This window comes from Bradyrhizobium erythrophlei (assembly GCF_900142985.1).
Taxonomy (GTDB): Bacteria; Pseudomonadota; Alphaproteobacteria; order Rhizobiales; family Xanthobacteraceae; genus Bradyrhizobium; species Bradyrhizobium erythrophlei_B.
The window spans coordinates 6,474,785-6,487,954 of the sequence record NZ_LT670849.1; the positions used below are offsets into that span (position 1 = coordinate 6,474,785).

General features: G+C 63.1%; 14 protein-coding genes. 13 read left to right on the forward strand and 1 reads right to left on the reverse strand.

Going from position 1 to position 13,170, the window contains the following annotated elements; all coding sequences use genetic code 11:
* Positions 1–183 precede the first annotated feature (183 nt).
* The 9 genes from BUA38_RS31070 to BUA38_RS31110 all read left to right on the forward strand — a co-directional run bounded on the left by BUA38_RS31070 (position 184) and on the right by BUA38_RS31110 (position 9,066).
* A complete protein-coding gene (locus BUA38_RS31070) occupies positions 184–375 on the forward strand; it encodes a hypothetical protein (RefSeq protein ID WP_072824043.1) in 192 nt (63 codons plus the stop codon).
* 779 nt (positions 376–1,154) lie between these two features.
* A complete protein-coding gene (gene glyA / locus BUA38_RS31075) occupies positions 1,155–2,459 on the forward strand; it encodes a serine hydroxymethyltransferase (RefSeq protein ID WP_072824045.1) in 1,305 nt (434 codons plus the stop codon).
* A 14-nt stretch (positions 2,460–2,473) separates the two neighbouring features.
* Positions 2,474–2,956: a transcriptional regulator NrdR gene (gene nrdR / locus BUA38_RS31080; RefSeq protein ID WP_072824047.1), complete on the forward strand. Its 483-nt coding sequence runs from the start codon at positions 2,474–2,476 to the stop codon at positions 2,954–2,956.
* Positions 2,953–4,089 carry a bifunctional diaminohydroxyphosphoribosylaminopyrimidine deaminase/5-amino-6-(5-phosphoribosylamino)uracil reductase RibD gene (gene ribD / locus BUA38_RS31085; RefSeq protein WP_072824048.1) on the forward strand — a complete coding sequence of 379 codons (1,137 nt, stop codon included), beginning with the start codon at positions 2,953–2,955 and terminating at the stop codon, positions 4,087–4,089. Before nrdR ends, ribD begins: the two co-directional genes overlap by 4 nt.
* Positions 4,089–4,697, forward strand: coding sequence for a riboflavin synthase (locus BUA38_RS31090; protein ID WP_072824050.1), 609 nt, complete (start codon positions 4,089–4,091; stop codon positions 4,695–4,697). The genes ribD and BUA38_RS31090 overlap by 1 nt, the downstream gene beginning before the upstream one ends.
* 39 nt (positions 4,698–4,736) lie before the next feature.
* Complete coding sequence (gene ribH, locus BUA38_RS31095) at positions 4,737–5,231, forward strand: 6,7-dimethyl-8-ribityllumazine synthase (protein ID WP_072824052.1); 495 nt, start codon at positions 4,737–4,739, stop codon at positions 5,229–5,231.
* Positions 5,231–5,734, forward strand: a complete 504-nt coding sequence (nusB, locus tag BUA38_RS31100; RefSeq protein ID WP_072826576.1) for a transcription antitermination factor NusB — start codon at positions 5,231–5,233, stop codon at positions 5,732–5,734. Before ribH ends, nusB begins: the two co-directional genes overlap by 1 nt.
* A 1-nt stretch (position 5,735) precedes the next feature.
* Positions 5,736–6,737 (forward strand): thiamine-phosphate kinase, encoded by a 1,002-nt coding sequence (gene thiL, locus BUA38_RS31105; RefSeq protein WP_072824054.1) that lies wholly within the window; start codon positions 5,736–5,738, stop codon positions 6,735–6,737.
* Between the two features lie 208 nt (positions 6,738–6,945).
* Positions 6,946–9,066: a sodium-translocating pyrophosphatase gene (locus BUA38_RS31110; protein ID WP_072824056.1), complete on the forward strand. Its 2,121-nt coding sequence runs from the start codon at positions 6,946–6,948 to the stop codon at positions 9,064–9,066.
* 102 nt (positions 9,067–9,168) lie between these two features.
* Here BUA38_RS31110 and BUA38_RS31115 read toward each other — a convergent pair whose 3' ends face one another.
* Positions 9,169–9,645: an outer membrane protein assembly factor BamE gene (locus tag BUA38_RS31115; protein WP_072824058.1), complete on the reverse strand. Its 477-nt coding sequence runs from the start codon at positions 9,643–9,645 to the stop codon at positions 9,169–9,171.
* A gap of 95 nt (positions 9,646–9,740) precedes the next feature.
* Between BUA38_RS31115 and BUA38_RS31120 the strand changes: the two genes are divergently transcribed.
* The 4 genes from BUA38_RS31120 to BUA38_RS31135 all read left to right on the forward strand — a co-directional run bounded on the left by BUA38_RS31120 (position 9,741) and on the right by BUA38_RS31135 (position 13,146).
* Positions 9,741–10,280: a ubiquinol-cytochrome C chaperone family protein gene (locus tag BUA38_RS31120; RefSeq protein WP_072824060.1), complete on the forward strand. Its 540-nt coding sequence runs from the start codon at positions 9,741–9,743 to the stop codon at positions 10,278–10,280.
* A gap of 6 nt (positions 10,281–10,286) precedes the next feature.
* Positions 10,287–10,880 carry a YceD family protein gene (locus BUA38_RS31125; RefSeq protein WP_072824062.1) on the forward strand — a complete coding sequence of 198 codons (594 nt, stop codon included), beginning with the start codon at positions 10,287–10,289 and terminating at the stop codon, positions 10,878–10,880.
* A gap of 230 nt (positions 10,881–11,110) precedes the next feature.
* Entirely contained in the window at positions 11,111–12,172 is a 1,062-nt protein-coding gene (plsX, locus tag BUA38_RS31130; RefSeq protein ID WP_072824064.1) for a phosphate acyltransferase PlsX, read from the forward strand.
* Entirely contained in the window at positions 12,169–13,146 is a 978-nt protein-coding gene (locus BUA38_RS31135) for a beta-ketoacyl-ACP synthase III (RefSeq protein WP_072824066.1), read from the forward strand. The genes plsX and BUA38_RS31135 overlap by 4 nt, the downstream gene beginning before the upstream one ends.
* Positions 13,147–13,170 lie beyond the last annotated feature (24 nt).

A 13,170-nucleotide genomic window follows, 5' to 3' on the forward strand; every position in this document is an offset into this window, starting at 1 on the left:
GAGCGTGCTGACTGAACTCGGGCTCGCCCCGAGTTCAGCAGGCACGAACGCAGCAGGCGTGACGTTCCCCTTCAATTGTCCGCATCAAGCTTAACGACAAGCCTCGCTTGCCTGCGAACGCACGCGAGTTATTTTGCGCGCGGGCAAGGGGTTCACGGGCGACTTGAAGGGGAGAGCTTTATCGTGGCCGATAACGATTCCAATGCGCGACGAAACGAAGAAGCTGAAAAGCTGAGAGCATATCAGCGAGACCGCGAGATGCAGCGGCGCGGCGTGAAAATAGACGATGCCATCCGCGGCATTAGCGACGACGATCGAAAAATAATCATCAACAAATCTCTCCGGAAAGTGCGCTCCGCGCTGTCAGTGGATTGACTTCTCTCGTCGCAACGGCGTCATTTCCTACCTCGCGCTCGCGCGATGTGAGCGGGCATTCGGTCGAATGCTTGACAGCCGCTCGCGCGGCCCGACTGATTTGCCCGTCGCGCCAATGTGCCGCAGGCGCGTATCCTTGTGACGTCGGGCAAATCAGAAGCACATTTCCGCGCGTCTCGTGCCCCACAAAAGAGGGCGCTTCGCGATCGTCACGAACGTCGGGTGCGGGATGCGATGGACGCTTTCGCATCGACTGACGAGCGATGGGCTAAGCGGACGGTGAAGTCGTGTGGTCCTGATGCCTCGATGCCGGCATCAAGTCGGCGAGGATGCTTTGGCAATCCGCGCCGGCGACGGTGGCAACAAAGCCCGATCGCCGGGGAGAGCACGAAGGAAACCGTAAAACCATCGCGCAGGGAATGCCGGGATGCCCGGTGAACCTGTGGTGGATTTATCTGCGTGCTTTCATTTTTTGCACGCGGAGCTGCGGGTACCGCCGTGTACCCGGCATTCCCTGCGTCCTCTGAAAAGGGGGACTTCGGCCAGACACCCGGGCATGGCCTGCCGCGGGAACGTGCCGCCATGGCCGCGGCCTGCGGGGAGGGGGCGGGAACTGGCAAAAAGGCCTATCCCCACCATATCTTGCATAAATTTCAGGCTTGTACCGCAATCGCTTGGCCGTGGCGGGCCGATATGGTATTCGGCAAATACCCTTTCGACCGCCATTAATAGACCGCCCGCGACCCCCCTCGGCTCGCAGCGGTGGAGATATTCTGCCCATGACTTCTTCCTCGAGCGCCAAGACGGCTTCCACGTCCAACTCGTTCTTCTCGGCGAGTCTTGCCGAGGCCGATCCCGAAATCGCTGCCGCGATTGCCGGCGAACTCGGCCGCCAGCGCCACGAGATCGAGCTGATCGCCTCGGAAAACATCGTCAGCCGTGCGGTGCTGGAAGCGCAGGGCTCGGTGATGACCAACAAGTATGCCGAGGGCTATCCGGGCGCCCGCTACTATGGCGGCTGTGAATGGGTCGATGTTGCCGAGACGCTCGCGATCGAGCGAGCCAAGAAGCTGTTCGGCGCCGGCTTTGCCAACGTGCAGCCGAACTCCGGCAGCCAGATGAATCAGGCGGTGTTTTTGGCGCTGTTGCAGCCCGGCGATACCTTCATGGGCCTCGACCTCGCCGCCGGCGGACACCTGACCCACGGCTCGCCAGTCAACATGTCCGGCAAGTGGTTCAAGGCCGTGCACTACACAGTGCGCCGTGAAGATCAGCTCCTCGACATGGATGCGATCGCGAGGCAAGCCGAGCAGGTTCGCCCGAAGCTGATCATCGCCGGCGGATCGGCTTATTCGCGCGCCTGGGATTTCAAGCGCTTCCGCGAGATCGCCGACAGCGTCGGGGCCTACCTCCTCGTCGACATGGCGCACTTTGCGGGTCTTGTGGCCGGCGGCGTCCATGCTTCGCCCGTGCCGCACGCCCACGTCACGACCACCACGACGCACAAGTCGTTGCGCGGTCCGCGCGGCGGTCTCATCCTCTGTAGTGACGAAGCGCTCGCCAAGAAGTTCAACTCGGCGATCTTCCCGGGTTTGCAGGGCGGTCCGCTGATGCATGTGATCGCGGCGAAAGCCGTCGCCTTTGCCGAGGCGCTGCGGCCCGACTTCAAGGTCTACGCCAGGAACGTGGTCGAGAACGCCAAGGCGCTCGCGGAGTCCTTGCGCGCGGAAGGCCTCGATATCGTCTCCGGCGGCACCGACAACCACCTGATGCTGGTGGATCTGCGGCCCAAGGGTCTGAAGGGCAACGTCTCGGAGAAGGCGCTGGTTCGCGCCGCGATCACCTGCAACAAGAACGGCATTCCCTACGATCCCGAAAAGCCGTTCGTCACCTCGGGCTTGCGTTTGGGAACGCCGGCCGCCACCACGCGCGGTTTTGGCGTCGCCGAGTTCAAGCAGGTCGGCGGCATGATCGCCGAGGTGCTGAATGCAGTCGCGCAATCCAAGGATGGCTCCGCGCCGCTCGTGGAGCAGGCGATGAAGGAACGGGTCAAGGCGCTCACCGATCGTTTCCCGATCTATTAACAAGGTTCATCCGCATGCGTTGCCCAAGCTGCAACAGTCTCGATACGCAGGTGAAGGATTCCCGTCCGACGGAAGATTCCGCCGTGATCCGGCGCAGGCGCGTATGCGTCGCCTGCAACTTCCGCTTCACCACATTCGAGCGCGTGCAGCTTCGCGAATTGACGGTCATCAAGCGCAACGGCCGCAGGGTGCCGTTCGACCGCGACAAGCTGGTGCGCTCGCTGCAAATCTCCTTGCGCAAGCGCCCGGTGGAGGCGGAGCGGGTGGAGAAGATGGTGTCCGCCATCGTGCGCGAGCTCGAAAGCGGCGGCGAGGCGGAGGTTTCGTCCGAGGCGATCGGCGAAATCGTGATGGAGCATCTGCGCCAGCTCGACGACGTCGCCTATGTGCGCTTTGCCTCGGTCTACCGCAATTTCCGCGAGGCCAAGGATTTCGAGGCGGTGCTCGGCGAACTCTCCGGCGAGGACGAAGCGCGGATTACGCTGTTACGCAAATGATCTCCCCCGGTGCGCTGCAACGCACGACGGAATCGAAGGCGGCTGATCGCCGCTTCATGGACCTGGCGTTGACGCTCGGCCGGCGCGGCCTGGGTCGCACCTGGCCGAATCCCGCGGTCGGCGCTGTCGTGGTCAAGGATGGCATCATTGTCGGCCGCGGCTGGACTCAACCGGGCGGAAGGCCGCACGCAGAACCCGTCGCGCTGGCGCAAGCAGGCGAGGCGGCGCGCGGCGCCACGCTCTATGTGACGCTCGAGCCCTGTTCGCATGTCGGCAAATCGCCGCCTTGCGCGGACGCGGTCATCGCCGCCGGCGTTACGCGCGTGGTGTCGGCGATCGAGGACCCCAACCCGGAAGTCGCAGGGCAAGGCCATGCGAAGTTGCGCGACGCCGGCATCGAGGTCGATGTCGGGTTGATGGCGGAAGAAGCCGCCCGTGCCCATGCCGGACATTTCCGGCGCATCCGCGAGCACCGCCCGCATGTGATCGTGAAACTTGCGGTCTCCGCCGACGACAAGATCGCGGCCTCAGGCCACAAGACGGTGGCGATCACAAGCGAGGCCGCCAACGCGCGCACGCATCTGTTGCGGGCACAGTGCGACGCCATTCTCGTCGGGATCGGGACGGTGCTGTCGGACAATCCGCTGCTAACCTGCCGGCTGCCGGGCATGGAGGCGCGTTCGCCGGTTCGCGTCGTACTTGATCGGGGTCTGCGGATTCCTCCCAAGAGCCGTCTGGTTCGTTCGGCACGCCACACGCCGCTGTGGGTCGTTGCCTCGGAACTCGCGGAGGCGCCCGCCGCGGCGATCCTCGGCGCCAATGGCGCGCAGGTGATCCGGCTCGGTTCCCGCCCGCAGGGCGGGCTCGACCTGTCGGAAGTGGTGCGCGTTCTGACGGAGCGGGGCATCACCCGGCTTCTGGTCGAGGGCGGCTCGCGCGTGGCCTCGTCTTTCGTCGCGGCGGGCTTGGCCGACGAGTTCTGGTTGCTTCGCGGTGCAGCCGCGATCGGCGCCGATGGCGTGGCGGCGCTGGATGCATTGCCACTCACCGCAATCACCGAGTCGCCGGCCTTTCGCGTTCGTGCTAGCGAGAGCCTCGGCCAAGACACTCTTACTGTTTACGAGCGAAATTGATGTTCACCGGCATCGTCACCGACATCGGCGAGATCGAAAGCCTTAAAGCTGTCGCGCAGGGGCAGTTGCACCGGCTGCGCATCGGCTGCCACTATGATCGCGCTGGGATCGCCGATGGCGCCTCGATCGCCTGCAACGGCGTCTGCCTGACCGTCGTCGCCTCCGGGATTGCGAACGCCAAGACCTGGTTCGATGTCGACGCCGCCGCGGAGACGCTTTCGATGACCACCGCGAAGCACTGGGCCGCCGGGACCCGCCTCAACCTGGAGCGAGCGCTGAAGATCGGCGATGAACTCGGCGGTCATATCGTGGCCGGTCACGCCGACGGCATCGCCACCATCCTCAGCCGCGAGGATCTGCCCGATATGGCGCGGTTCGAGCTCAACACGAGGCGGGACCTGGCGCGCTTCATCGCGCCCAAGGGCTCGATTACGCTGGACGGCGTCTCGCTGACAGTTAACACCGTCAACAGTACGGCCTTTTCCGTGCTGATCATTCCGCACACGCTCAATGTCACGACCTTGTCGTCCTGGCGCGCGGGCAGTGAGGTTAATATCGAGGTCGATCTGATGGCGCGCTATGCGGCGAGATTGACGGAAATGAAGTGACGGCGTAGCCGTCAACGACGATATCAGATGGATTGAACCATGGCCGACGCGCGACGCGCACCGTTAAAGGACACAACCGACATTTCCGGCGCGCGGGCGCTGATTGTCGAAGCGCGCTTCTACGACGATATTCAGGATGCGCTGCTCGAGGGCGCGATCGCCGAGCTGAAAGTGGCCGGCCTCAGTCACGACGTCATCACGGTGCCGGGTGCGCTGGAAATTCCGGCCGCCATCGCGATCGCGATCGAGGCCGCGGAAAAGGCTGGCAAGCCCTACGACGCCGCGATTGCGCTCGGTTGCGTCATCCGCGGCAACACCATCCATTTCGAGATTGTCTCGCAGGAATCCTCGCGCGCGCTGATGGATCTTGCGGTGTCGAAGAAGTTTCCACTCGGCAACGGCATTGTGACCGTGAACACCGAGGCGCAGGCATGGGCGCGGGCGCGCGCCTCTGAACTCAACAAGGGCGGCGACGCCGCACGCGCGGCGATCGCGATGCTGCGGATCAAGCGTCGACTGGCGAAAAACGCATGATGGTCGAGAGCAAAAAGAAGCCCGTCAAAGGCGCAGACAAAAAAGCCAACCGGCGCGGCGCGGCGAGGCTCGCCGCGGTGCAGGCGCTTTACCAGATGGACATCGCAGGCGCCGGGATCAACGACATTTTCGCGGAGTTCGAAAGCCACTGGCTCGGCAACGAGGTCGAGGGCGACAAGTATCTGCCGGCGGAAGCCGCATTTTTCCGCGACGTGGTGTCGGGGGTGGTGCGCGATCAGGCGAAACTCGATCCCTTGATCGACGAAGCCCTGTCGAAAGGCTGGCCGCTGAAGCGGATCGATGCAATCCTGCGCGCGGTGTTGCGCGCCGGCGCCTATGAGCTGGAACATCGCAAGGATGTGCCCGGCCGCGTCGTGGTGTCGGAATATGTCGACGTTGCACACGCCTTTGTCGAGGCGGAGGAGACCGGCATGGTGAATGCGGTTCTCGATCAGATCGCTCGCCAGTTTCGTGGCAGCGAATTTGCGCGGGCCGGTGGCTGAGGTGGCTACGCCCGGTGCGCCAGCATTCGGCGAGGACTCGCTGATCGCGCGCTATTTCAAGCCGCTGGCGACCGACGCGGGCGCCTTCGGATTGAGCGACGACACCGCGGTTCTGAAGGCGCTCGGTGAGGACATCGTCGTCACGACCGACGCACTCGTTGAAGGCGTTCATTTCCTCGCCGACGATCCGCCCGATACCATCGCGCGGAAGGCGCTGCGGGTGAATCTCTCGGATCTTGCAGCCAAGGGGGCGACGCCCGCGGGTTTCGTGCTCTCGCTGGCATTGCGCAAGGTCGATGAGGCGTGGCTTGCGGCCTTCGCCCGCGGTCTTGGCGCGGACGCGGCCGATTTCAACTGTCCGCTTCTCGGGGGTGACACGGTTTCGACGCCGGGCCCGCTGATGATCTCGATCACCGCGTTCGGCCGTGTTCCTCCGAACGGGATGGTTCGCCGTAGCGGTGCAAGACCGGGCGATCATGTCGTGGTGAGCGGGACGATCGGCGATGCCGCGTTGGGTCTTGATATATTGAAGCGGGGCAGGGTGGCTGCGGCGTTTGGCGGCGACGCCGCAGCGCGCGACTTGCTGATTAGCCGTTATCGCGTGCCACAGCCGCGCAATGCGCTCGCTTCCGCGGTTCGCGCGCATGCGCACGCGGCGATGGACGTGTCCGACGGTCTGGCCGGCGATCTCGCCAAGCTGTGTCGCGTATCGGGTGTGTCGGCGGTGATCGATTTGAAATCGGTCCCGTTGTCGGAAGCCGCCTCCATCGCGCTCGCCGCTGGTTTCGTCGGCATGGCCGAGATCATCTCGGGCGGCGACGATTACGAGATTCTCTGCGCAATTCCTCAAGATGCGCTCGAAGACTTCGCCGTAGCGGCTCAGGCAGCGGGCGTGGCCGTCAGCCCGATCGGGACATTCATCGCGGGCGATTCTCCCCCGAAATGGTTGGACGTGGAGGGTAAGGAGCTGCCGCTAACGCGAACGTCCTACAGCCATTTCTAGGAATTTCGTGAAATTGGCCCGTTCCCGTGCAAATACCTTTCGAAATCGCCCATTTTTGCGGCCCGTGGCGTTGCGCCGCGCATGCGATTTTGGCATGGTCCCGGCCGATTTCAGGCCACCCTTTGGGCAGGGCGGGCCTGCTTTTTAAGCGCCCGCCGCGATCGCGGCCGTGGCGTGGGGCCATCTCAAGAGATCTGAGGCAAGTTCAATGACAGCATTATGGTTGATCGTGCTCTGCGGCGCGCTATCCATCGTCTACGCCATCTGGGCGACCATGTCAGTTCTGAAAGCCGATGCCGGCAATCCGCGCATGCAGGAGATTGCGGCTGCCGTGCGTGAAGGCGCGCAGGCCTACCTGCGGCGCCAATACGCCACGATCGGCCTCGTCGGTGTCGTGATCTTCGCCCTGCTGGCCTATTTCCTCGGAGTTCTGGTTGCGGTCGGCTTTGCGATCGGCGCCATCCTGTCGGGTGCGGCCGGCTTCATCGGCATGAACGTGTCGGTTCGCGCCAACGTCCGCACCGCGCAGGCGGCCACCACCTCGCTTGCCGGCGGTCTCGAACTCGCCTTCAAGGCCGGCGCCATCACCGGCCTTCTGGTGGCGGGTCTCGCGCTGCTCGGCGTGACGCTTTACTTCGGCTTCCTGACCTATTCGCTGCATCTGGCGCCCGACAGCCGTATCGTGGTCGATGCCATGGTGGCGCTCGGGTTCGGCGCTTCGCTGATCTCGATCTTTGCCCGTCTCGGCGGCGGCATCTTCACCAAGGGTGCTGACGTCGGCGGCGACCTCGTCGGCAAGGTCGAGGCCGGTATCCCCGAAGACGATCCACGCAACCCGGCCACCATCGCCGACAACGTCGGCGACAACGTCGGCGACTGCGCCGGCATGGCCGCCGACCTGTTCGAAACCTACGCGGTGACGGCGGTCGCCACCATGGTGCTGGCCGCGATCTTCTTTGCCAAGACGCCGATCCTCGCCAACATGATGACGCTGCCGCTCGCCATCGGCGGCATCTGCATCATCACCTCGATCATCGGCACCTTCTTCGTCAAGCTCGGCGCGAGCCAGTCGATCATGGGCGCGCTCTACAAGGGCCTGATCGCAACCGGCGTGTTGTCGCTGGTCGGCGTCGCTGCCGTGATCCACACGCTGATCGGCTTCGACAAGCTCGCCGGCGTCGATTTTACCGGGATGGCACTGTTCGAGTGCGGTGTCGTCGGCCTGATCGTGACCGGCCTGATCATCTGGATCACCGAGTACTACACCGGGACCGACTACCGTCCAGTGAAGTCGATCGCGGCAGCGTCGGTGACCGGTCACGGCACCAACGTGATTCAAGGCTTGGCGATCTCGATGGAAGCGACCGCGCTGCCTGCGATTGTCATCATCGCCGGCATTCTGGTGACCTATAGTCTTGCCGGCCTGTTCGGCATCGCGATTGCGACCACCACCATGTTGTCGTTGGCCGGCATGATCGTCGCGCTCGACGCCTTCGGTCCGGTTACGGATAACGCGGGCGGCATTGCGGAAATGGCCGGCTTGCCGAAGGAAGTGCGCAAATCGACCGACGCGCTCGACGCGGTCGGCAACACCACCAAGGCCGTCACCAAGGGCTATGCGATCGGTTCGGCCGGTCTCGGCGCGCTGGTGTTGTTCGCCGCCTATAACCAGGACCTGAAGTTCTTCATCGCCGACTCGGCTCAGCACCCCTACTTCAAGGGCGTCAATCCGGACTTCTCGCTGAACAACCCTTACGTGGTTGTCGGCCTCTTGTTCGGTGGTTTGCTGCCGTATCTGTTTGGCGCGATGGGCATGACCGCAGTCGGCCGCGCGGCCGGCGCGATCGTGGAAGAGGTCCGCCGTCAGTTCCGCGAGAAGCCCGGCATCATGCAGGGCACGGACAAGCCGGACTACGGCAAGGCCGTCGACCTCCTGACCAAGGCGGCGATCAAGGAAATGATCATTCCGTCATTGCTGCCGGTGCTGTCGCCGATCGTCGTCTACTTCCTGATCTATGCGATCGCGGGTGGCGGCGTGGCCGGCAAGTCGGCGGCGTTCTCCGCCGTCGGTGCGATGCTGCTCGGCGTCATCGTCACCGGTTTGTTTGTCGCGATCTCGATGACCTCGGGCGGCGGCGCCTGGGATAACGCCAAGAAGTACATCGAGGACGGTCACTACGGCGGCAAGGGCTCGGATGCCCACAAATCGGCCGTGACCGGCGACACCGTCGGCGATCCCTACAAGGATACGGCGGGCCCCGCGGTGAACCCGATGATCAAGATCACCAACATCGTGGCGCTGCTCCTGCTCGCGATCCTCGCGCACTAAGACGTCATCCGAGAAAACAAAACCCCGCGGGTCATGTGGCCCGCGGGGTTTTTGATTCGGACGGTGAGAAACGCCGGGCTATCCAGCCGTCAGCCCGGAAGGCTAGTTGCTGCTCTGGCCGATATTGAGCGCCTTGAACAGCGGCGCGACGTAATTGATTTCCTGACCCGAGGTCGGCGTGGTGCGGCTGATGAAGTCAAAAATCTTGCCGTCTCTCAGCCCGTAATTGGCAAGACGCCGCACCTGGCGGTTCCTGTCGAAATAGATCGCGATCACGCGTTGATCGACAATCTTGTCATTCATGAAGGCGATCGTACGCTCGGTGCGCTGGGAGATGTAATAGAAGACCTCGCCGTTGAGCGTCGCGACCGTGGATGGGGTTCCCATCACGATCAGCACCTGGTCCTGGCTCGCGCCGATCGGAATTTGTTCAAGCGCGCCTGGCGGCAGGATGTAGCCCTTCTGGAACTGTTCGCCGCAGCCGCTGACGACAGCGCACAGCAGGGCCGCCGCGGCCGCGGTTCGCAGACCACGCCAGCCGCAGCTGCGTGCAAAACCTAGCAAATTGGACTTGATCATTTGGGAAAGCGTCCCATCCCCTTGCATCACGCGAGGCCTTGACGTACCCGGCAGAGCGCTTGATTGCAACAAAGGGCTCGCGGGCGAAACCCACAATGCTTTGGCCGTTCAAACATTTCAGCAAATCCCGGGTGCCCCTGCGCGGCACCATCGAAGCCATCTATGGCATGATCGTGACGCAGGCGCGAGAACCGGCATTCTACCGGAGCCTCGGCGTGCCTGATACCGTTGATGGCCGTTTCGACCTCCTGGTGTTGCATTTGTGGCTCGTGCTGCGGCGTTTTCGATCCACGTCGGAAGCGAAGGACGCCTCGCAGGCCCTTTTTGATCGATTCTGCGACGATATGGATGCCAATTTGCGGGAAATGGGAGTTGGAGACCTCACGGTTCCCAAGCGCATGCAGGCCTTCGGCGAAGCATTTTATGGCCGAGCGGCGGCCTATGATGTCGCCTTTGGAGCAGGCGGCGATGCTCCGGCCAAGGCCCTGTGCAAGAACATCCTGAACGGCGAAGGCATGGAAAATGCGCGCCGGCTTGCTACCTATGCGCAGACGGTGATGGCCCGTCTTGATGGCCTCGACGCGGCTGCTTTCGAAGCCGCCGGATGGGCTTTTCCTGCTCCGGCCGAAGGATGATAACCAATGAACCCCGCCGATCCCTGGCGAGTCCCTGTCATCGTCGCGCAAATCCCGGATACCGGGCTGCATCGCGCGTTTGAGGCCGGTGACGCCACGCGCGCGGCGATGGCCGATCTTGCGGGCTTGCGCGAAATTGTCTCGGCGCGCGCATCATTCGATCTGGTGCCCAAGAGCGGCGGACGTGTGCAGGTCACCGGCGAGGTGCACGCCCGGGTCGGGCAGAGCTGCGTCGTGACGCTGGACCCGATCGAGAACGACATTGACGAGGTGATCGATCTGCTGTTTGCGCCCCCGGAACAAATTCGAAGTCTTGCCGCATTGGTCGATGAGGTAGCCCAACGCGAAGACGACGAAGTTCCCGATCCGCCCGAGCCGATCGTCAACGGGGTGATCGATCTCGGCCGCCTGGCCACCGACGCCTTGTTCCTGGCTATCGATCCTTATCCGCGTCGGCCGGAGGCCGTATTTGAGCCGCTTGCCGAGGTCAAAGATCCCGCCCAGCACCCGTTTGCGGCACTGAGAACGCTGCAATCGGGCGACCAACCGGCGGTGGCCGAAAAGGCCTCCAGGAACGCGCTGGACGACGAGGAGCACTAAGGGCGAAGCTTGAAAAGCCACGCTCTTTTGCTTTCTCGTGTTTTTCTGATAACTGATTGAATCACATGATGTTATCTTGTTGTTGCGATTCTGCTGCGAGCTAACTTGAGCGGTAAAAGACGGCGGTCAAGAGGTTGTGTCGGTACGGGGAAACGCTATTGTCGCGGCCCAGTCTGGTCTCCGCGACCAGCATTCCAAGTCCGATGAGAGATCGGCTTTCCGGGACGTTCATGCCTAAAAAGGTTCGAATAGCGCTTGACGCCATGGGAGGTGACGTCGGCCCGTCAGTTGTCATTCCCGGTGCCGCGATTTCGTTGACCCGACATCCCGACACGGAATTTCTTTTGTTCGGGGATCGTGGCGTCATCGACCCGCAACTCGCAAAACATCCGGCTCTCAAGGCGGTCGCTTCGGTCATTCATACCGACGTTGCCGTCAGCATGCACGACAAGCCAAGCCAGGCTTTGCGACGGGGGCGCAAGACGTCCTCGATGTGGCTTGCCATCGATGCTGTGAAAAAAGGCGACGCGGACGTTGCGGTATCCGCAGGCAATACCGGTGCGTTGATGGCGATGGCGCGCTTCTGCCTGCGCACGCTGCCTGGCGTCGACAGTCCGGCGATCGCGGCCGTGTGGCCCACAGTGCGCGGCGATTCAGTCGTGCTTGACCTCGGCGCCACGATCGGTGGCGACGCGCATCATCTGGTGACATTGGCGATGCTCGGCAGCGCCATGGCGAGCGTGTTGTTCGACCTGCCGAGGCCGACCGTCGGTCTGCTCAATATCGGGGTCGAAGAGATCAAGGGGCGCGAAGAGGTTCGTGAGGCCGCGGAACTCTTGCGTGCAATGAACCTGCCTCAACTCGAATATACCGGTTTCGTCGAAGGCGACGGCATCGGACGAGGGGCTGCCGACGTGATCGTTGCCGAAGGTTTCAGCGGCAACATTGCGCTCAAGGCCGCCGAGGGGACCGCACGCCAGATCAGCGAGTTCCTGCGTGAGGCGCTGTCGCGCCGTTGGCTCTCCAAACTCGGTTATCTGCTGGCGAAGCCTGCATTCAAGGCGTTGCGCGACAAGCTCGATCCCAGTAAGTCCAATGGCGGGGTTCTGCTCGGCCTCAACGGCGTGGTGGTCAAAAGCCACGGTGGAACCGACGCCGACGGCTTTGCCTATGCCGTCGAGGTTGGCTATGAGATGGCCAAATACGACCTTCTCAACAAGATCAATCAAATGCTCAAACTCGATGGCGGCACGTTGGTCCAGGCGTCTGCCGCGCAGGAGGCTGTTTCGTGACTGCACTACGCTCGGTCGTGCTCGGCTGCGGCTCCTATCTGCCGGAGCGGATCCTGACCAATGCCGAATTGGCGTCGCAGATCGACACCTCCGACGAATGGATCGTGCAACGCACCGGCATCCGCCAGCGTCATATCGCAGCCGAGGGCGAATTTACTTCGCATCTCGCAATCAATGCGGCGCGGTCGGCGCTCGCCAATGCCGGCGTCGACGCGCAATCGATCGACCTGATCGTGCTGGCGACCTCGACGCCCGATAACACGTTCCCGGCGACGGCAGTCGCAGTACAGAACGGGCTCGGCATCCACCACGGCGCCGCCTTCGATTTGCAGGCGGTGTGTTCGGGCTTTGTGTTTGCGCTCGCCACCGCCGACAATTTCCTGCGCAGCGGGACGTTCAAGCGGGCGCTTGTGATCGGCGCGGAGACATTCTCGCGCATTCTCGACTGGAACGATCGTGGCACCTGTGTGCTGTTCGGCGATGGCGCAGGCGCCGTGGTGCTCGAAGCCCAGGAGCAGTCAGGGCTGTCCTCCGATCGGGGGATTTTGACGGCCCATCTGAGATCCGACGGACAGCACAAATCGAAGCTTTATGTCGACGGCGGCCCATCCTCGACGAAGACGGTGGGCTACCTGAGAATGGAAGGACGCGAAGTCTTCAAGCACGCGGTCGGCATGATCACCGACGTGATTGTCGCTGCGTTCGAGGCGACCGGCCTGACGGCGGACGACATTGCCTGGTTCGTTCCACACCAGGCCAACAAGCGAATCATCGATGCCTCGGCGCACAAACTTCATATTGCGCCGCAGAAGGTGGTGCTCACGGTTGACCGGCACGGCAATACGTCGGCGGCTTCGATTCCCTTGGCATTGGCGGTTGCTGTGGGCGATGGCCGCATCAAACGGGGCGATTTGGTCCTGCTGGAGGCCATGGGCGGCGGCTTCACCTGGGGCTCGGTGCTGATCCGTTGGTGAGCAACGGGTAAATTAATCCCGATG